This is a genomic window from Leucobacter iarius, assembly GCF_039530105.1.
Taxonomy (GTDB): domain Bacteria; phylum Actinomycetota; class Actinomycetes; order Actinomycetales; family Microbacteriaceae; genus Leucobacter; species Leucobacter iarius.
Genome location: NZ_BAAAOB010000001.1, coordinates 982,765 through 1,000,539, shown reverse-complemented (window position 1 = coordinate 1,000,539; position 17,775 = coordinate 982,765). Strand labels below are relative to the sequence as shown.

General features: G+C 73.4%; 16 protein-coding genes. 4 read left to right on the top strand and 12 right to left on the bottom strand.

All coding sequences use genetic code 11. The features are described from left to right. Positions 1 to 94: 94 nt before the first annotated feature. Genes ABD169_RS04340 through hemE form a run of 8 tightly spaced genes read right to left on the bottom strand, consistent with a single transcriptional unit; the run spans position 95 to position 8,923 of the window. Entirely contained in the window at positions 95 to 1,447 is a 1,353-nt protein-coding gene (locus tag ABD169_RS04340; protein WP_344029770.1) for a glutamate-1-semialdehyde 2,1-aminomutase, read from the bottom strand. Then, positions 1,444 to 2,427 carry a porphobilinogen synthase gene (gene hemB / locus ABD169_RS04335; RefSeq protein WP_344029766.1) on the bottom strand — a complete coding sequence of 328 codons (984 nt, stop codon included), beginning with the start codon at positions 2,425 to 2,427 and terminating at the stop codon, positions 1,444 to 1,446. The genes ABD169_RS04340 and hemB overlap by 4 nt, the downstream gene beginning before the upstream one ends. Then, entirely contained in the window at positions 2,414 to 3,280 is an 867-nt protein-coding gene (locus tag ABD169_RS04330) for a uroporphyrinogen-III synthase (protein WP_344029763.1), read from the bottom strand. The genes hemB and ABD169_RS04330 overlap by 14 nt, the downstream gene beginning before the upstream one ends. After that, the gene (hemC, locus tag ABD169_RS04325; protein ID WP_344029760.1) at positions 3,277 to 4,281 is read right to left on the bottom strand and encodes a hydroxymethylbilane synthase; all 1,005 of its coding nucleotides are present in this window, start codon (positions 4,279 to 4,281) and stop codon (positions 3,277 to 3,279) included. The genes ABD169_RS04330 and hemC overlap by 4 nt, the downstream gene beginning before the upstream one ends. Further along, a complete protein-coding gene (locus ABD169_RS04320; RefSeq protein WP_344029757.1) occupies positions 4,278 to 5,504 on the bottom strand; it encodes a ferrochelatase in 1,227 nt (408 codons plus the stop codon). The genes hemC and ABD169_RS04320 overlap by 4 nt, the downstream gene beginning before the upstream one ends. After that, positions 5,501 to 6,217 (bottom strand): hydrogen peroxide-dependent heme synthase, encoded by a 717-nt coding sequence (hemQ, locus tag ABD169_RS04315; RefSeq protein ID WP_344029754.1) that lies wholly within the window; start codon positions 6,215 to 6,217, stop codon positions 5,501 to 5,503. Before hemQ ends, ABD169_RS04320 begins: the two co-directional genes overlap by 4 nt. Next, positions 6,214 to 7,815: a protoporphyrinogen/coproporphyrinogen oxidase gene (locus ABD169_RS04310; RefSeq protein ID WP_344029751.1), complete on the bottom strand. Its 1,602-nt coding sequence runs from the start codon at positions 7,813 to 7,815 to the stop codon at positions 6,214 to 6,216. The genes hemQ and ABD169_RS04310 overlap by 4 nt, the downstream gene beginning before the upstream one ends. Then, positions 7,805 to 8,923, bottom strand: coding sequence for a uroporphyrinogen decarboxylase (gene hemE, locus ABD169_RS04305; protein WP_046456052.1), 1,119 nt, complete (start codon positions 8,921 to 8,923; stop codon positions 7,805 to 7,807). Before hemE ends, ABD169_RS04310 begins: the two co-directional genes overlap by 11 nt. A 102-nt stretch (positions 8,924 to 9,025) precedes the next feature. On the opposite strand from hemE, the gene ABD169_RS04300 reads away from it, so the two are divergent. After that, positions 9,026 to 10,285 (top strand): glutamyl-tRNA reductase, encoded by a 1,260-nt coding sequence (locus ABD169_RS04300; protein ID WP_046456053.1) that lies wholly within the window; start codon positions 9,026 to 9,028, stop codon positions 10,283 to 10,285. Between the two features lie 207 nt (positions 10,286 to 10,492). Here ABD169_RS04300 and ABD169_RS04295 read toward each other — a convergent pair whose 3' ends face one another. After that, entirely contained in the window at positions 10,493 to 11,539 is a 1,047-nt protein-coding gene (locus tag ABD169_RS04295; RefSeq protein WP_344029747.1) for a GNAT family N-acetyltransferase, read from the bottom strand. 179 nt (positions 11,540 to 11,718) lie between these two features. On the opposite strand from ABD169_RS04295, the gene ABD169_RS04290 reads away from it, so the two are divergent. Then, on the top strand, positions 11,719 to 12,426 hold the full coding sequence (locus ABD169_RS04290; protein ID WP_344029743.1) for a YceI family protein: 708 nt from the start codon (positions 11,719 to 11,721) through the stop codon (positions 12,424 to 12,426). Here the strand turns inward: ABD169_RS04290 and ABD169_RS04285 are convergent. Both ABD169_RS04285 and ABD169_RS04280 read right to left on the bottom strand, forming a co-directional pair. Continuing rightward, positions 12,423 to 13,376: an Ig-like domain-containing protein gene (locus ABD169_RS04285; RefSeq protein WP_344029740.1), complete on the bottom strand. Its 954-nt coding sequence runs from the start codon at positions 13,374 to 13,376 to the stop codon at positions 12,423 to 12,425. The two genes, ABD169_RS04290 and ABD169_RS04285, sit on opposite strands and share 4 nt — an antisense overlap. A 171-nt stretch (positions 13,377 to 13,547) precedes the next feature. Continuing rightward, positions 13,548 to 14,747, bottom strand: a complete 1,200-nt coding sequence (locus ABD169_RS04280; protein ID WP_046456056.1) for a RimK family alpha-L-glutamate ligase — start codon at positions 14,745 to 14,747, stop codon at positions 13,548 to 13,550. A 24-nt stretch (positions 14,748 to 14,771) separates the two neighbouring features. On the opposite strand from ABD169_RS04280, the gene ABD169_RS04275 reads away from it, so the two are divergent. Together ABD169_RS04275 and ABD169_RS04270 are read left to right on the top strand one after the other, a co-directional pair. Further along, positions 14,772 to 15,251, top strand: a complete 480-nt coding sequence (locus ABD169_RS04275) for an ATP-dependent zinc protease family protein (RefSeq protein ID WP_344029736.1) — start codon at positions 14,772 to 14,774, stop codon at positions 15,249 to 15,251. Between the two features lie 23 nt (positions 15,252 to 15,274). Continuing rightward, complete coding sequence (locus ABD169_RS04270; RefSeq protein WP_344029734.1) at positions 15,275 to 16,387, top strand: N-formylglutamate amidohydrolase; 1,113 nt, start codon at positions 15,275 to 15,277, stop codon at positions 16,385 to 16,387. Positions 16,388 to 16,407: 20 nt separating this feature from the next. Here the strand turns inward: ABD169_RS04270 and ABD169_RS04265 are convergent, their stop codons facing one another. Beyond that, positions 16,408 to 17,751 carry an anaerobic C4-dicarboxylate transporter gene (locus ABD169_RS04265; protein ID WP_344029731.1) on the bottom strand — a complete coding sequence of 448 codons (1,344 nt, stop codon included), beginning with the start codon at positions 17,749 to 17,751 and terminating at the stop codon, positions 16,408 to 16,410. Positions 17,752 to 17,775: the final 24 nt, after the last annotated feature.

Genomic DNA, 17,775 nt, shown 5'->3' with positions numbered 1-17,775 from the left:
CATTCGGAAGGAGATTCGCGTTCGGAAGGACGAAACCGGTGGATTCGTCCTTCTGAACGCGGATCTCCTGCTGATGGCGGAGCCGGAACAGCGCCTACGGACGGGCTGCCGCGGCGGCCGCGGCAGCGGCCGGCAGCACCTCCTCGATGCGGCTCAGCGCAGCGTCGTCGTGGGCGGCCGTCACGAACCACGCCTCGAACGCGCTCGGGGGCAGGTTCACGCCGCCGTCGAGCATGGCGTGGAAGAACGCGCGGTAGCGGAACGCCTCCTGCCGCTGCACCTCGGCGTAGGTGCGCGGCGCCTCGGCGAAGTCGCCGAAGAGCACGCTGAACAGGGTGCCCGCGCGCTGCACACGGTGCGGGACGCCCGCCGTGCTCAGCGCGGCACCGACCGCACCGGACAGGCGCTCGGACGCCGCCGAGAGACGCGCATAGGCCGCGTCGTCCGCGCCGCGCAGCGTCGCGAGGCCCGCGGCCACGGCGACGGGGTTCCCCGAGAGGGTGCCCGCCTGGTAGACGGGACCGAGCGGGGCCAGTTGCTCCATCAGTTCGACGCGACCGCCGACCGCGGCGAGCGGCAGCCCGCCGCCCACGACCTTGCCGAAGGTGAAGAGGTCGGGCTGCACGCCGTCGGCGACTCCCGCGGACTCGATCCCCCAGTACCCCGCCGCGCTCGCGCGGAACCCGGTGAGCACCTCGTCGAGGATCACGAGCGCGCCGTGGCGGTGCGCGAGCTCGATCATCGCGGCGGTGAAGCCGGGCTCGGGCGGCAGCACGCCCATGTTGCAGGCCGCGGCCTCGGCGATGATGCCGGCGATCCGGTCGCCGTGCTCGGCGAAGACCGCTTCGAGCGCCGCGAGGTCGTTGTAGGGCAGCACGAGGGTCTGCCCGGCGGTCTCGGGGGTCACGCCCGCGGAGCCCGGCAGCGACAGCGTCGCGAGCCCGGATCCCGCCTCGGCGAGGAGCCCGTCGGAGTGGCCGTGGTAGTGCCCGGCGAACTTGATGAGCAGCGGTCGACCCGTGGCACCGCGCGCCAGACGGATCGCGGTCATGGTCGCCTCGGTGCCGGTCGACACGAGCCGCAGCCGTTCGACGGCGGGCACGCGCGCGATGATCTTCTCGGCCAGCTCGGCCTCCCCCGGTGCCGAGGCGCCGAAGCCCAGGCCGGCGGCCGCCGCGCGCTGCACGGCGTCGATGACGGGCGGGTGCGCGTGGCCGAGCAGGGCGGGACCCCACGCGGCGACGAGGTCGACGTACTCGTTGCCGTCGGCGTCGGTGACGCACGGGCCCGTGCCCGAGACGAGGAAGCGGGGCGTGCCGCCGACCGAGCCGAAGGCCCGCACGGGCGAGTTGACGCCGCCGGGGATCACGCGCGCCGCGCGCTCCTGCAGGGCCGCGCTCCGATCGGTGGCGGCGTCGGTCCCGGTGGTACCGGTGGTGGGGTTCATCGCAGTCGCTCCGCAACCTCGAGGGCGAAGTAGCTGAGGATCGCGTCGGCCCCCGCACGACGGATCGAGATGAGGGATTCGTGGATGGCCGCCTCGCGGTCGATCCAGCCGTTGGCGGACGCCGCCTCGATCATCGCCGCCTCGCCCGAGACCTGGTAGGCCCAGACCGGCACGGGGCTCGTAGCGGCGACATCGGCGAGCACGTCGAGGTACGACATGGCCGGCTTCACCATGAGCACGTCGGCGCCCTCGGCGAGGTCGAGCTCGGCCTCGCGCAGACCCTCCCGGCGGTTGGCGGGATCCTGCTGGTAGCTGCGGCGGTCCCCCGTGAGCTGCGAGTCGACGGCCTCGCGGAAGGGGCCGTAGAAGGCCGACGCGTACTTCGCGGCGTAGGCCAGGATCGCGGTGTCCGCGTGCCCGGCGGCGTCGAGGGCGTCGCGCACGGCGGCGACCTGGCCGTCCATCATGCCCGAGAGGCCGAGCATCGCGGCGCCGGCGTCGGCCTGCGCCACGGCGGCCGAGCGGTAGCGCTCGAGCGTGGCGTCGTTGTCGACCGATCCGTCGCCCGCGAGCACGCCGCAGTGGCCGTGGTCGGTGAACTCGTCGAGGCAGAGGTCGGTCTGCACGACGAGCGCGTCGCCGACCTCCTGCTGCACCGCGCGGGTGGCGACGTTGAGGATCCCGTCGGGATCGTCGATGCCGGAACCGCGGGCGTCGCGCACCGCGGGCACGCCGAACAGCATCACGCCGCCGAGGCCGGCGGCCGCGGCCTCGGCCGAGATACGGCGCAGCGAATCGACGGTGTGCTGCCGCACACCGGGCATGGCCTGCAGCTCGCGGGGCGCATCGATCCCCTCGCGGACGAAGAGCGGGAGCACGAGCTCGGCCGGGTGCAGCCGGGTCTCGGCGACGAGTCGGCGCATGGCCGGTGTGCTGCGCAGGCGGCGCGGGCGGATGCTGGGGGCGTCAGAGCTGGGCATCGGGGTCCTTCTCGGGTGCGGTGCCGCCGTCGGGCGCGAGGCCCGCGAACGGCGAGGTCGATTCGAACGGCTGCGTGGGCTCGAGGGCGAACGCGGCAGAGAGGGCGTCGAGCAGTCCGTCGACGGTGTGCATCGGGGCGACCGTGTCGGCGCGCAGCCCGGCGTCGACGAGCGCCTGCGCCGTCGGGCCTCCGATCGCCGCGACGCGGGTCTCCGCGGGGATCGTCGCGCAGGCCGCGGCCAGCGCGCGGGCGACGGACCCGCTCGTCACGAGCACGGCGTCGAAACCGCCCTCCGCGAGCGTGGAGGCGTGCGCCGGATCCGGCGCGACCTCGACCGTGCGGTACGCGGTGACGCGCGACACCCAGTGGCCGGCATCGCGCAGCGCCGCCTCCAGGCCGGTGCCCGCCTGGTCGGAGACGGGCAGCAGCACCTCGGCCGGGCCCGCGCCGAGCGCGGCGAGCATGGACGCGGCGAGCCCCTCGCCCGAGTAGTTGCGGGCCGGCATCACGGCGATGCGGAAGTCGTGCTGCTGCAGCGCCTCGGCCGTGCTCGGGCCGACGACCGCGACGCGCGAGTCCGCGCGCGGGCGGGCACCGGCGCTCACAAGCGCGGCGGCGGCGTTGGCGGAGGTGACCGCGAGCCAGTCGTAGTCGCCGCGGTTCCACGCCTCGACCGCGGCGCGCAGCGGCTCGCCGTCGTGCGGCGCGGCCAGTTCGATGAGCTGGCCGGTCACCGGCACTCCGCCGCGGCGGCGCACCTCGGCGGCCACGCGCTCGCCCCAGACGCCGCCGCGCGGCAGCAGGATCCGGCGGTCGGTGAGGGGCAGCGGTGCGCGCCGGACGGGGATCATCGCGTGGCTCCGAGGTCGGCGAGCTGCGCGGCGCCCGCGTCGAGCAGCGCCCGCGCGACCGCGGCGCCGAGCGCGTAGGCGGTCTCGGCCCTGGCGAACGGGTCCTCGGGCAGCTGCGCCGAGTTCTCGCGCACGAGCGACGCGCTGCCGTCGACCCGGTACACGGCTCCGGCGAGCACGATGCGGCCGTCCTCGTCGATGCGCGCCCAGGCGCCGACCGGCGCGGCGCAGCCGGCCTCCAGCGTGCCGAGCAGGCTGCGCTCGGCGAGCGCCGTGCAGCGGGAATCGGTGTGCTCCACGGCGGCGAGCGCCGTGGCGATCGCGCCGGGCGTCGCGGCGTCCTCCGTGCGCGCCTCGATGGCGAGGGCGCCCTGACCGGGGGCGGTCGGGGCGTCCTCGAGCGGGAAGCGCTCGGTGATGGATCCGCCGCGGCCGATCCGCTCGAGTCCGGCGACGGCGAGCACCACGGCGTCGAGGTCGCGGCCCACGCGGCCGAGCCGGGTGTCGACGTTGCCGCGCAGGTCGTGCACGGCGAGGTCGGGGCGGCGCGCGAGCAGCTGCGCGGCACGGCGCGGCGATCCGGTCCCGACGTCGGCGCCCTGCGGGAGCTCCGCGAGGGTCAGGCCGTCGCGGGCGCAGAGCGCGTCGCGGGGATCGACGCGCTCGGGGATCGCGCCGAGCGCGATCCCTTCGCACGGGCCGGTCGGCAGGTCCTTGAGCGAGTGCACGGCGAGGTCGCACTCGCCGGCGAGGAGGGCGTCGCGCAGCGCGCTCACGAACACGCCGGTGCCGCCGAGCTGAGAGAGGGGCGCCCGCGAGGTGTCGCCGTGAGTGGTGATGATCACGAGCACGACCTCGGCACCCGTCGCCGCGGCGATCCGCTCGGCGACGCCCGTCGTCTGGGTGACGGCGAGCGCGCTGCCGCGCGTGCCGACGCGGATCAGGCCGTCGCGGGCCCGCACGGGCTCGCGCGAGACCAGGATCCCGCTGGGTGCGGTCATGCGTCGGCCGCCTGCATCGCTCGGGCGCGGTGCGCGCGCACGGCGGCCTGGCGCTCCTCGGTGTCGCAGCAGCCCTCGCCGCACACGTCGAACCAGGGGCCGAGCGCGAGCTCGGAGGCGCGCTCGGCGACGGGGGTGCCGTCGCGGCGCTCGAGCACGAGGTCGATGAGTCCGCTCACGTATGCCGGGTGGGTGCCGGGGGTCGGCACGCGCACGACCTCGAGGCCGTGCTCGCCCGCGGTCTCGATGGCCTCGGTGTCGAGGTCCCAGAGGACCTCCATGTGGTCGCTCACGAAACCGACGGGCACGATGACGATCGCCTTCGCGCTGCCCTTGGGAATCTCGGCGATGAAGTCGTTGATGTCGGGCTCGAGCCACGGCTGGTGCGCGGGGCCGCTGCGCGACTGGTAGACGAGATCCCAGGCCGCGCCCTCGCCGGCGGCCTCGGCCACCGCGGCGCTCACCGCCAGGTGCTGGGCCTCGTACGCGCCAATTCCCGCGGCAGCCCCGGGGACGCCGGAGCGCGCCACCGTATCAGCGGGCGCCCCCGCGCCGCCGAGCGCCTCGGGGTGCGGCCCGAAGTCGCCCGTGTAGCTGTTCGGCACCGAGTGGGTGGCGAACAGGATCCGGACATCCTGCGCGGGGTCGAGGCCGGGGATCTTCTCGCGCAGTTCGGCGATGCCGCCGCGCAGCGCTTCGACGAAGGGCGCGATGAAGCCCGGGTGGTCGAAGTAGGGGCGGGCCTTGTCGATGGTCAGGCGGCCCGCGAGACCGGTCTCGGCGAGCGCGTCGTCGATGTTCTCCTGGTACTGCTTGCACCCCGAGTAGGAGGCGTAGGCGCTCGTCGCGAGCGCGAGGATCCGGCGGAAACCGTGGGCTTCCGCCTCGCGCAGCGCGTCCGGGAGGGTCGGATCCCAGTTGCGGTTGCCCCACAGCACCGGCAGGTCGATGCCGCGGCGATCCAGCTCGGCCGCGAGCGCGTCGCGCAGTTCGTGGTTCTGCCGATTGATGGGGCTGACCCCGCCGAAGTGGCGGTAGTGGTGCGCGACCTCTTCGAGGCGCTCGTCCGGGATCCCGCGCCCGCGGGTGACGTTGCGCAGGAACGGGATCACGTCGTCCTGCCCCTCCGGGCCGCCGAAGCCGAGCAGCAGGATCGCGTCGTACTCGTGAGGCTGCTCGTCGAACGCGGCCGGTGCGGCGGCGAGGGCGGGATCGGTGCTCATCGAAGGACCTCCAGTGCTTCGGTTTCGGTGATTCGGCGGCCCGTGAAGAACGGGACCTCCTCGCGCATGTGGCGTCGCGCGTCGGTGTTGCGCAGCTCGCGCATCATGTCGACCAGGTCGGTCAGCTCATCGGACTCCATCGGCAGGAGCCACTCGTAGTCGCCCAGCGCGAACGACGAGACGGTGTTCGCCACGACCGAGCGGAACGCGGCGCCCTTGCGCCCGTGGTCGGCGAGCATGCGGCGGCGATCCTCGTCCGGCAGCAGGTACCACTCGGCGTCGCGCACGAAGGGGTAGAGCACGAGCCAGTCGCGCGCGGACTCGCCGCGCAGGAAGCCGGGCACGTGGGCTCGGTTGAACTCGGCGGTGCGGTGCACGCCGAGCGCGTTCCACGTCGGCAGCAGGCGGTCGATGGCGGCCGTGCGGCGCAGCACGCGCAGGGCGGCCTGCAGCCCCTCGGCGGTGTCTCCGTGCAGCCAGACCATCAGGTCGGCGTCGGCGCGCAGACCCGACACGTCGTACCACCCGCGCAGCACGACCCCGTCGGCGGCGAGCCGCTCGCCGGCGGCCGTCAGCTCGGCCAGCTCGGTCTGCGCGGCGGCGGCGCCCGCGGGCGCGGGGCGCTGCGGATCGCGACGGAACACCGCGAACAGGGTGTAGCCGCTCGGGCCGGGCTCGGCGGGGTGCGCCGCGGACTGCTCGTGTGCGCTCATGGGGTGTGACTCCTCTGCTGGGACTCGCTGCGGGTGGACGGTTCGGGGGATCCGCCGGGGGCGGGGGGTCGTTCGGCCGACCGGGACAGGCCGGCCAGCAGCTCGCGCGCGGCGGCGCGCGCGTGCGGGATCACCTGGGCGAGGCCCGTGCCGGAGGCGGCCTCGCCGGTCCGGGCGACCGGGACGCGGGGTGCGGTGCTTCCCGCGACGGTTCCCGCGGTCCCCGCCGCGGCTCCGGCGACGCCGGAGTCCTGCGCAGCGGCGCGCGGCATGGTCCAGACGGCACGGTGCATCTCGCGCACGTCACCGGCGCGCAGCTCGACGCCCAGGAGCTCGGCCGCATCGGCGACGGCGCGCTCGCGCACGGCCGCGTCCCCGAGCCCGCGCGTGGCCGGGATCCAGTCCGCGCTGCCGTAGGAGAGCCGCACGAGGTGCCGGCCGGGGCCGAGCCCCTCGGCCGAGGCGCGCCACTTCGCCGAGGTGTGGGTCAAGGCCTTCGCGGCGGGACCTCCGCGGTCGCTCCCCGCGACGAGCAGGCCGGTGCCGCGGGGGGCCGCGTCGAGTCGCGGATCCTCGATGGCGAGCAGCACGACCTCCACGTCGAAGCCGGGATCCCGCACGAGGCCCGGGAGCTGAACCGCGAGCAGCACCGCATCGACGCGGATCGTCTCGCCGGCGAGATGCACGTCCCAGCCGTCGTCGACGCCGCTCACCTCGACGACCTCGGCGCCGAGGCGGATCGCGACGCCGAGCTCGCGCAGTTCGTCTTCGAGCCGTTCGGGCAGCCGGTGCATGCCGCCGCCGACGCGGGCGACCGCTCCGCCGGCGGAGGTCCGTCGCGCGTTCGCCGCGCGCACCGCCCGGGTGAGCGAACGCCCCTTCGCGAGGGTCGACGCCAGACCGGGGGCGACGCGCGCGACGGGCAGGCTCTCGGGATCCGTCGAGTAGACGCCGCGGGCGACGGGGCGCACGAGGCGGTCGAGCACCCTGGAGCCGAAGCGGGCCTCGACGAGGCCGCCGAGGGACCGCTCGTCGCGGCCGACCGCGCGCGGCAGCAGCGGCTCGATCGCGGCGCGCAGCGCCCCGCCGAGCCCGAGGGCCCGGCGCGCAGCGCGCGAGAACGGCCGCGCGGGGATCCCGAGCAGACCCGGGGGCAGCGCGTACGCGGTCCCGCTGTCGTAGGCCCACGAGCCCAGCTGCCGCGGCGCCTCGATCCGGTCGATCATGCCGAGCTCGGTCAGCAGCACGGCGACGCCGTCGCCGCGGGTGGCGTAGGCCTCAGCCCCCAGATCGGCGACCACGGCATCGGTGCCGGCGCCGGTATCGGTGCCGGTATCGGTGTCGCTGCCGTCATCGGTGCCGCCCCACGCCGCGATCCGCTCGCCGCGCAGCTTGCCGCCGAGCCGGTCGTCGCGTTCGAGCACCGTGACCTCGGCCCCGCCGAGCGCGAGCTCGCGCGCGGCGACGAGGCCGGCGAACCCGCCGCCGACCACGGCGACGCGCGGCCGCCGCGCCGCGCCGCGGTTCGCCGCAGCGGGGAACGCCGCAGCCCGTCGCGCGGCGCGGCCGAGGGGTTGGTCCTCGTCGTCAGCGCCCATGGACCCGCTCCACGAGCCGGGTGAGCACCGACGGATCGGCCTCGGGCGGGACCCCGTGGCCGAGGTTCAGGACGTGCGCGGGCGCGCGCCGCCCGCGGGCGATCACGTCATCGACGTGCGCGTCGAGCACCTCGGCGGGCGCCGCCAGGAACGCCGGATCGATGTTGCCCTGCAGCACCACCGCGTCGCCCAGCGCCCGGCTGGCCTCGTCGAGCGGAGTGCGCCAGTCGACGCCGACGGCGTCGACGCCGAGGCCCGCGAACTGGTCGGCCAGGTGACCGGCGCCGACGGCGAAGTGGATGCGCGGCACCCGTGCCCCGGCAGCGGCGTAGCCCTCGAGGCCGGGATCCGGCGCGTGCAGGTGGCGCACGGCGTCGAGCGCCTTCGCCGAGTGGACCGCGACCGAATCGCGGTAGTCGACGGGGCGCAGCGATCCGGCCCAGGAGTCGAACAGCTGGACGGCGCTCGCGCCCGCCAGCACCTGCGCTTCGAGGAACGCGCCGCTGAGTTCGGCGGCCCAGTCGAGCAGCGCCGCCCACGTCTCGGGCTCCGCGTGCATGAGCGCGCGAGCGCGCAGGTGGTCGCGCGACGGCCCGCCCTCGACCAGGTAGGAGGCGAGCGTGAAGGGCGCGCCCGCGAAGCCGATCAGCGGGGTCGATCCGAGTTCGGCGACGGTGATCTCGACGGCGCGGCGGATCGGATCCAGGTGCTCGCGCAGGCGGTCCGCACCGTGCTCGGCGCGGAGCCGTGCGACCTGCTCGGCGGTGCGCACCGGTTCGGCGAACACGGGGCCGCGGCCCGCGACGATCTGCACGTCGACCCCGGCGAGGAGCAGGGGCACCACGATGTCGCTGAAGAAGATGCCGGCGTCGACGCCGTGCCGGCGCACCGGCTGCAGCGTGATCTCGGCGGCCAGCTCGGGGGTGGTGCAGGCCTCGAGCATGTCGCCGCCGGCGCGCAGCTCGCGGTACTCGGGGAGCGAGCGTCCGGCCTGGCGCATGAACCAGACCGGGGTCGTCTCGGGGCGGTCACCGCGGAGTGCTCGGACGAGCGGAGCGGCCGAGGTGCGGCCGTCGCGGAGGGGGTGCGAGGAGGGCAGGGCATTCATCAGATGATGATGCTAACGTATTCATCCGATGAAGATGCACACTCTCGTTCAGCTTGCTCTCAGGCACCGGGATTCCGCACGATTCCGCGGAGTTCCAGCCTGATGAGCCTGCTCTGCGTATCCGTCGACCACCACCGGGCCGACCTCGAACTGCTCGAACACATCGAGCGACGCGCCGACGACCTCACGGCGCGGCTGACCGATCCCGCATTCGCCACGGGAGCCGTCGTGGTGGCCACGTGCAACCGCTTCGAGGCCTACCTCGACTCCCCCGTGCTCGACCGCGACGCGGTGCTCCGCAGCCTCGCCGAGGCCGCGGAGCTGCCCGCCGAGCGCTTCGCGGACGCGAGCGCCGTGCACGCCGGCAGCGAGGTGCCCGAGCACCTGTTCGCCGTCGCCGGCGGCCTCGAATCGGCCGTCGTCGGCGAGGGCGAGATCGCCGGCCAGGTGCGCCGCGCGCTCGACCGGGCTCGCACCGCGGGCACCGTCACGACCGAGCTCGAACGCCTCTTCCAGCGCGCCACCGGCGTCTCGAAGGCGATCAAGCACCGCACCGGGATCCAGTCGAAGGGCCGCTCGCTCGTCCGCCTCGCCCTGCGCATGGCGGAGAGCCGCATCGGCGACTGGCGCGGCACCCGTATCGTGCTCGTCGGTACCGGCGCCTACGCGGGCGCCAGCCTCGCCGCGCTCCGCGCGCGCGGCGCCGAACGCATCGGGGTCTACTCCCCCTCGGGCCGGGCCCAGCAGTTCGCCGCGTCGCACGGGGTGCGGGCGATCCCGCACGAGGCGCTCGAACTCGAGCTGGAGCGAGCCGACCTCGTGATCGCGTGCAGCCACGCGCAGGATCCGCTGCTCGACCGAGAGCGCTTCGCCCGCACCGTCGCACCGTCGCGCGCGCCGTTCTGCCACGCGCTCGCGGGCGGCGCGGTGTCGAACGCCGACCGGCCGCGCCCCCGTCTCCTCATCGACCTCGGCGTGCCCCGCAACATCGACCCCGCTTCGGCCACCGTGCCGGGCGTCGAACTGCTGGACCTCGAGACCGTCGCGAAGCACGCCCCCATCGCCGAGCTCAGCGCCGAAGCGGAGGCGCGCGAGATCGTCGCCGACGCCGCCGCCGAGTTCGCGGCCGACCGCGCCGAGCTCGACGCGGTACCCGCCCTCGTGACGTTGCGCGGGCACGTGCACGGGATCCTGGAGGACGAGATCGCGCGCTCGGGCGACCCGGACGTCGCTGCCGCACTCCGGCACTTCGCGGGACGCCTCATGCACCAGCCCACCGTGCGGGTGCGCCAGCTGGGCCGCGCCGGACGCGCACCGGAGGCGCGGGCCGCGGTCGAGGCGCTGTTCGGGCCGGGCGAATAGGGCGGGTTCGGGCTCCCTCTCCGGCCCCCTTCGCCGAGAGGCGGCAAACTCATCGAATCAGCGCGCAATCCAGGAGTTTGACGCCACTCGACGACCTGCGGCGAGCGCACACACGCTCGGGGGCCTCCCCTCCCGACGCCCCCGAGTCCCGACCCAGGCCCAAGCCAGAGGCGAGGCCGAACCCCGTCCGAGTTTCAGCCCCGGGATCTAGACGTCGTATCCGTAGGCGAGCAGGTGCACCACGGTGCCGTCGGGTCGGGTGAACTGGCGCTCTCGGTCGACGAGGCGCTCGAAGCCGAGGCGCTCGTAGAGCCTCCAGGCGGGTTCCATCATCAGGCCGGTGTTGAGCACGAGCCGACTGTTGCCGCGGAGTCGGGCCAGGGTGATGCCGAGCCGGGTGAGCCGTTCGCCGATGCCGCGTCCGCGGGCCGCGGCGCCGACACCGAGGAGGCGGATGTCGAGCTCGCCGGGGCGCGCGACGTCGCTGAGCGTCTTCCCGGGGCGGGGCGTCGTGATCGTGCCGAGCAGTTCGCCGCTGTCGCGGTCCTCGGCGACCCACACGATGCCGTCGCGCATGCGTCCGGCGACGTCCGCGATCTCGTTCAGGTAGCCCGAGTCGAGCCCCTCGTAGGTGTCCCGGTATGCGGCGAGCACGAGCGCGCTGACCGCTTCGACGTCGGTGCTCCGGATCTCGCGCACCCGCACGCTCGTATCGATCGGGCCCGCGGCGTCGCCGCCTAGGGGGTAGGCGTAGGTGAGGGATCCTCCGTATCCGCCGTCCGCGAGGCTCGTGTCGCGTTCGGGGGTGCGCTCGTAGCCGAGTTTCGCGTAGAGGTGCTGGGCGGGGTTGCGTTCGCCGGTGTCGAGACGGATCGCGTCGACGCCCCACCGCAGGGCGAGCTCGGTGCCGGCGCGGGTGAGCGCGGCGCCGAGTCCTGAGCCCTGCGCCGCCGGGTCGACGGCGACGAGACGGAGTTCGGCTTCGCCCGGTGCCGCGAGTTTGGTGTAGGCGCCTCCGCCGCGGAGCACGCTGACCGCACCGACCACTTCGCCGGGGGCCTCGGTGCGAACGGCGACGAGCACGCGCCCGGCGGCGTCGCGTCCGGCGGTGTCGCGCTCGGTGGCGAGCCACGCTTCGTTGCCGTCGAGGTCGGCGGCGTAGGGGCCGGCGGCGTACGCCCGGTGCAACAGATCGGCTTCCGCGGTGTGTTCTTCGGGGCGGATGGGACGGATCTCGAAGGCGCTGCTGCTCACCGCTCAAGTTTACGGCTGTCGCATCGCGCTCGTTTCTCTCCGCTTGTGGAGCGGGCTCCCAGCCTGCCCATGGGTTTTCACGTGAGAGTAGTTGTTACGGGGTCGTATTCACCGCAGGTGCGGTGGAGGCGTCGCCGTCGACTTTTTGTTTCTCGAAGGATTCTGCGAAGGGCTGGCGCATGAGACGACGGACCAAGGTGCTGATCGGCTCCGCCGTCGCGTTGGTGCTGATCGGTGGTGCTGTGGCGATCGCAGGGCCGATCGTGTACCGCGACGTGATCGCGAAGCCGGCGGACGCCGTGCCGACCATCTCGGCGGGCCCCGGCACGCTCAGCAGCACCCCGACCGGCCGTCTCTCGGCGGCGGATGTCGATGGTGTCTGGTCCGTGGGCTCCGGTTCGGAGGCGGGGTACCGGGTGAACGAGGTACTGAACGGCACCGACGTGACCGTGACCGGCAGAACCTCCGAGGTGACGGGGTCGTTGACGGTACAGGATCTGACGCTCACGAAGGCGGATCTCTCGGTCGATGTGGCGTCGATCGCGACCGACAGCCAGAATCGCGACGACTACTTCCGCTCGACGGCGCTGCGCACCGATCGGTTCCCGAAGGCCACCTTCGTGCTGACGAAAGCGGCGAAGCCGGCAGCCGCCCCGAAGGCCGGCGAAACCGTGAAGCAGTCGGTGACGGGCGACCTGACGCTCGCGGGCAAGACGCGGTCGGTCACGTTCGAGGTCGAGGTGCGCTCGGACAGTTCGCAGACCCAGATCGCCGGGCAGATCCCGATCACGTTCGCCGACTACGGCGTCGAAGCGCCCAGCCTCGGATTCGTGAAGGTGGAGCCCAAGGGATTCGTCGAGTTCCAGCTGCTGGCGCACAAGGGCTAACCGGCCGCACGAGCGAGACCGCGCACCCGCCGCAGCCGCCGCACGCCCTGTAGCCCTGCAGCGGTGAGCGCCAGCAGGACCCCCGCGAAGGCTCCCGCCTGCGCCGGTGTCTCGGCCGATTCCGTCGCGACGAAGAACGACACCGATTCGCCGGTGCCGCCCTCGGCCCGTGCGGTCACGGTGTGCGCGCCGTCGGGAAGTTCTGGGAGTTCCACCGCCCAGGCACCGTCCGCCCCGGCGACGGCCCGACCGAGTTCCGTTCCGTCGGAGCCGGTCAGGATGACCGTGGCGCCCGGCTCGGCGGCCCCGAACACGACGGGAGTCGCGGTGTCGACGGTCTCGCCCGAGACTGGCCCCTCGATACGCAGCGACGCCTCGCCGCTCGCCTCGGCCAGCAGCCGAGTGTCGAGCAGTTCGACGGCTTCGGAGGACGCGCCGCCCGTCGACCACGCGTCGGATTCCATCTTCCAGACGCCGTAGAGCTGCAGCGAGTCGCCCGGTCGGAGCGCCGACACGATGCGCGCACCCGCGTGCGAGTCGAACTGCTGCGGCACGAGCGCGAAGACCTGATCGGCTGCACCGCTGCACTCGGTGAACCCGACGTGGTTCGTCGGCAGGAGCGTGAGGCATTCCGACCCGGAGGTGATCGGCCCGTGCCTGCCGACCCCGGGGAACTCCGCGGTGATCGCCTGCTCGGGCGTGCCACCGTTGACGAAGGCGATGCGCTGGGCTCCGCGCTGGATCGGGTAGTCGCTCGTCGCGTGCCGCATCACCCAGGGGCCGGTGAGGCGGACCTGCTGATCTGCGGCGACCGTGACGGCGGGCGCGGGCGCCGCACCCGCTGCTGCGGCCCGGGCGGCCGGCCCGAATGCGAGCAGTGCGGCCACGAGTGCGATCGCGGCGGTCAGGGCGCACGAGGCGCTGCCGATGGTGGGACGAATGGACTGCACGGGGCCTCCTGCGGCTCGGATCCGGAACAGCGGCGATCGCCGCTGCGGTGAATCCAAGCTATGAACGCTCCCCCGGCTCAGGCCAGGCGCGTCTGCGCCCTGTGCATAACTCGAGCGGCCAAAGCAGCCCGAGCCGCCGAAGCCACCAGGACCGCCGAGCCGCCGAGGCCCCTACTGCCCCTCGGCGAGCTCCTGCGCCTCCTTCGACAGCTTGCGCACGCGCGCACGCCGCCGCCGGCGCTCGGGGATCATGCTGCGCATCTCCTCCAGCTTGCCGAAGCACAGCAGGCGATCCTCCGCCTCGAGCACCTGGTGCTTGCGAGGGTTCGGGATCACCTGCACGCCGCGGTGGAGCGTGAGCGCCGTGATGTCGCGATCCCACAGGCCCAGATCGCCGAGGGTCTTGCCGACCTGCTCCGCCCCCGAGTGGATGAGGAGCTCGGCGACGCCGTAGCCGGTCGACACCGAGAGCCGCTGACGCACGTCGATCTCGGGGAAGTTCACCTGCCCGGCGATGTAGTCGATGATCGCGCCCGCGACGTCGAGCCCGGTGGCGGCCTCGATGCCCTGGAGGCCCGGCGAGGAGTTGACCTCCATGACGAGCGGCCCCTCGTCGCCCTCGAGCATGTCGACGCCGGCGACGCGCAGCCCCATGATCTGCGCCGCGCGCACCGCGGTCTGCTCGTAGGCCGCGTCGAGCTGCACGGCCTCGACCGTGCCGCCGCGGTGCACGTTCGAGCGGAACTCGTCGCCCGCGGCGCTGCGCCGCATCGCGGCGACCACCCGGTCGCCGACCACGAGCGCGCGGATGTCGCGTCCGCGGCTCTCCGAGACGAAACGCTGGATCAGCACGTTCTGGCGCGTCGAGTGCAGGGTCTCGATGATGGCCTCCGCCACCTTCACCTGCGGCGCGAGGATCACGCCGATGCCCTGGGTCCCCTCGAGCAGCTTGATGACGACCGGCGCGCCGCCGACGCTCTCGATCGCGGGACGCACGTCGGCGCGGTTGCGCACGAACGCGGTCGCGGGCATGTCGATGTTGTGCCGCGACAGGATCTGGATCGCGCGCAGCTTGTCGCGCGCGTTCGCGATCCCGTTCGAGGTGTTGGGCGTGTACACGTCCATCTGCTCGAACTGCCGCACCACGGCGGTTCCGAAGTAGGTGATCGAGTTGCCGATGCGCGGCAGGATCGCGTCGTAGTCGCTCAGCTGCTTGCCCCGGTACTGCAGGTCGGGCTCGTCGCTCGTGAGGTCGATCGCGAAGCGCAGCGTATTGAGCACCTTGGGGGTGTGACCGCGCTGCTCGGCGGCCGCGCGGAGTCGTTGCGTGGAATACGCCTGAGGGGCGCGCGAGAGAATCGCGAGTTTCACGTGGTTTCCTGCCAAGATAGGTGCGTGATCGAACCCCACCATTCAAGCACCCTGACGGGCTGGCGTGAATGGGTTCGCCTGCCCGCGGCGGGAGTTCCCTGGATCAAGGCGAAGATCGACTCGGGCGCGCAGACCTCCGCGCTGCACGCGGCCGAGCTCGAGGAGTTCGAGCGCGACGGCGTGGCGTGGGTCCGCTTCGAAGTGCATCCCTGGCAGAACTCGGAGGAGGACGCCGTCCGGGTGGAGCTCCCGGTGCACGATCGCCGCACCGTGCGGAGCTCGTCGGGCCACTCCCAGGATCGCATCGTCGTGCTCATGGACATCGAGCTGGTGGGGCGCCGCGTGCCCGCCGAGGTGACGCTGACGAGCCGGGACGAGATGGTGTTCCGCATGCTCATCGGCCGGGAGGCGCTGCGCCAGGGGTTCCTGGTCGACTCGGCGGCCTCGTACGTCGGCGAGAAGCCGGAGCGCAAGATCCGCCGGAAGAATCGCGGGCGTTCCTAGACGAGCCGGGCTACGCTGAGGCCATGAGCGACGCCGATCTCGACCTCATCCCATCCGGCACGGTCTTCACGCCCGAACAGATCACCCACTTCGTCGGCGGCGCCGACGGTTCGCGCAGCCTCGAGGACGCGATCCGGCAGGCCGATCTGCTGGTCAGTACACCCCACTCGGGCGCCGCGATCCCCGAGGAGATCGCGGAGTTCCTCTCCCCCGCGCTCACGAAGCGCCTGCAGTACGACTTCAGCGACGTCGCGACCGCCGCGGTGGTGCGCCGCTGGGCCGAGATCGATCCGCGGATCGTCGCGGTCATCAACCCGCACCCGCGGTTGATCCGCGATCCCAACCGCCCGAAGCCCGACGATGTGCGGGGCACCCTCGCGCAGGCCGTCGAGCGGGTGCGCGCGGCCGGGCCCTGGCAGCGCGTCGATCTCACGGGCGTCGACGCGATCCGCCCGGTCACGTTCTCGTTCTTCCCGATCCTCGAGATCCCCGGTACCGAGGCCGGGATCGCCCGCCTCGTCGATGCCTTCGCGCGCACCGCCGAGCAGGGGCTCGGGGTCTACGAGGCGACGCGGGACCGTCTCACCGAGCAGTTCCTCACGATGAAGCTCGCGCGCGGCGGTACGTTCACGCGGCTCTCGTTCCACGACACCATGAACACCACGACCACCCGCGACGGCGCGGTGAACGTGCCGCGCGCCGAGCGGGATCGCCTGCCCGACGTCGTGGCGCTGTCGAACCGCGGCGATGCGCTCGGCGAGCCGCGCGAGGCGGCCGGGCCCGCGGATCCGCCCACCATGCCGGGCGACGCGCTGCGCGCGCTCGCCGACGCCCATCGCGCGGGCTTCGCGGTCGAACGGTCCGACGCCGTCGCGCTCAACCAGCCGTACCTCGGCAGCCAGGAGATCCTGGCCGCGGGAGCGCAGTTCCGCGAAGTGGCGGCGGTCGCCGAGGCGGCCGAGCTGCGGCTCGGAGCGGTGCAGGCCGAGTTCCTGCGCGAGTACCTGCTCGGCCCGGCGGCGACGGCCGAACTGCACGAGCCCGGCACCGGCTGGATCGACGAGGATCCGGCCCGGGTCGATGCGCTGGCGCGCGCTTGCAAGCGCGCCTGGGACGCGTTCCGCGCCCGCGATTAGGCGCCCCGCGGCTCGGCCGCCTACCCGCCCCAGAGCGCCCCGAACAGCGCGCCCGCGGCGATCGTCGTGACCGCGAGGATCAGCGTCGGCAGGAAGAACGCGTGGTCGACGAGCTTCGTGCCGAGCTTGGTGCTGCCCGAGACGTCGAAGTTCGCCGCCGCGATCTGCGATCCGTTGGTGGGCAGCAGGTAGATCCCGGCGAACGCGCCGGCCCACATGCCCGAGAGCAGCCCGAGCGGGATCCCGGCGGCGAGGCCGATCGGCACGATCGTGCGCGTCGCCGTCGACTGGCTCGTGGTGAGCACGCAGACGAGGAACACGCCGAGCGCGAAGACCCACGGCGCCGCGGTGACGAGTCCGCCGACGCCCTCGGCGATGAGCTTCGTGTGCGCGCCGAGGAAGGTGTCGGTGAGCCAGGCCAGGCCGAACAGCGCGATCGCCGACACCATTCCGGCCTTGAACACCGTCATGGTGGGGATCTCGGCGACCTTCGGGCGCGACACGAGCAGGATCAGGGTGCCGACCACGAACATGACGATCTCGATGACCGGGGTCATGGAGATCGCCGCGCCCTCGGCATCGAGCGGACGCAGCCCCTTGAAGAGACCGAAGATCACGATCGCGGCGACGCCGAGGAGGAAGACGAGCGCCGCGTTGCGCCCTGCCGCGGTGACGGTCACCGCAGCCTTGACTTCCTGCGCGTCGGCGTGCGGCGCCTCGAGCTCGCCCTTCGCGATCTTCGACTGGATCTCGGGGTCGTCGGCGATGTCCTTGCCGAGTCGGTTCACCGCGATGCTGGAGAGCACGATGCCCACGATCGCGGCGGGGATCGTGACCTTCAGGATGTCGATGAGCTCGAAGTTCCAGGGTGCGGTGTCGGTGAGCGTGACCATGGCGGCCATCGCTGCCGAGACCGGGCTGCAGGCGAGCGCGACGCCCGTGGCGACCACCGAGAGCGACAGCGGGCGCGAGGGGCGGATCCCGTTGCGGTAGGAGAGGTCCTGGATCACGGGCAGGAGCGGGTAGAGGATGTTGGAGGTGCCCGCGCCGACCGAGAACAGGAACGAGACGAGCGGCGCGACGAGCGTGATCTGTTTGGGACTGCGCGAGATGAGCTTCGCCGCGATCGACACCATCCAGTCGATGCCGCCCGCCGCCTGCATCATCGACGAGGCGAGCACGACCGACAGCACGATGAGCAGCGCGTCCACGGGCGGCGAGCCCGGCGCGAGGCGGAACCCGAACACCAGGATCGCCACGCCCGTACCGCCCCAGAGCCCGAGGCCGACGCCGCTCGACCGGGTGCCCATGACGATGCAGCCGAGCACGACGACGAGCTGCGCGATGAAGAGCGCGATGTCCATCGGGATCCCCCTCCCAGGCCGCTG

Bases quoted from the DNA above. Each gene is read 5' to 3' on its own strand.
- hemB (WP_344029766.1), bottom strand. From the start codon at position 2,427: ATGCCCAGCTCTGACGCCCCCAGCATCCGCCCGCGCCGCCTGCGCAGC.
- ABD169_RS04320 (WP_344029757.1), bottom strand. From the start codon at position 5,504: ATGAGCACCGATCCCGCCCTCGCCGCCGCACCGGCCGCGTTCGACGAG.
- ABD169_RS04300 (WP_046456053.1), top strand. From the start codon at position 9,026: ATGAGCCTGCTCTGCGTATCCGTCGACCACCACCGGGCCGACCTCGAA.
- hemC (WP_344029760.1), bottom strand. From the start codon at position 4,281: ATGACCGCACCCAGCGGGATCCTGGTCTCGCGCGAGCCCGTGCGGGCC.
- ABD169_RS04310 (WP_344029751.1), bottom strand. From the start codon at position 7,815: ATGGGCGCTGACGACGAGGACCAACCCCTCGGCCGCGCCGCGCGACGG.
- ABD169_RS04290 (WP_344029743.1), top strand. From the start codon at position 11,719: ATGAGACGACGGACCAAGGTGCTGATCGGCTCCGCCGTCGCGTTGGTG.
- ABD169_RS04340 (WP_344029770.1), bottom strand. From the start codon at position 1,447: ATGAACCCCACCACCGGTACCACCGGGACCGACGCCGCCACCGATCGG.
- hemE (WP_046456052.1), bottom strand. From the start codon at position 8,923: ATGAATGCCCTGCCCTCCTCGCACCCCCTCCGCGACGGCCGCACCTCG.
- ABD169_RS04265 (WP_344029731.1), bottom strand. From the start codon at position 17,751: ATGGACATCGCGCTCTTCATCGCGCAGCTCGTCGTCGTGCTCGGCTGC.
- hemQ (WP_344029754.1), bottom strand. From the start codon at position 6,217: ATGAGCGCACACGAGCAGTCCGCGGCGCACCCCGCCGAGCCCGGCCCG.
- ABD169_RS04330 (WP_344029763.1), bottom strand. From the start codon at position 3,280: ATGATCCCCGTCCGGCGCGCACCGCTGCCCCTCACCGACCGCCGGATC.
- ABD169_RS04270 (WP_344029734.1), top strand. From the start codon at position 15,275: ATGAGCGACGCCGATCTCGACCTCATCCCATCCGGCACGGTCTTCACG.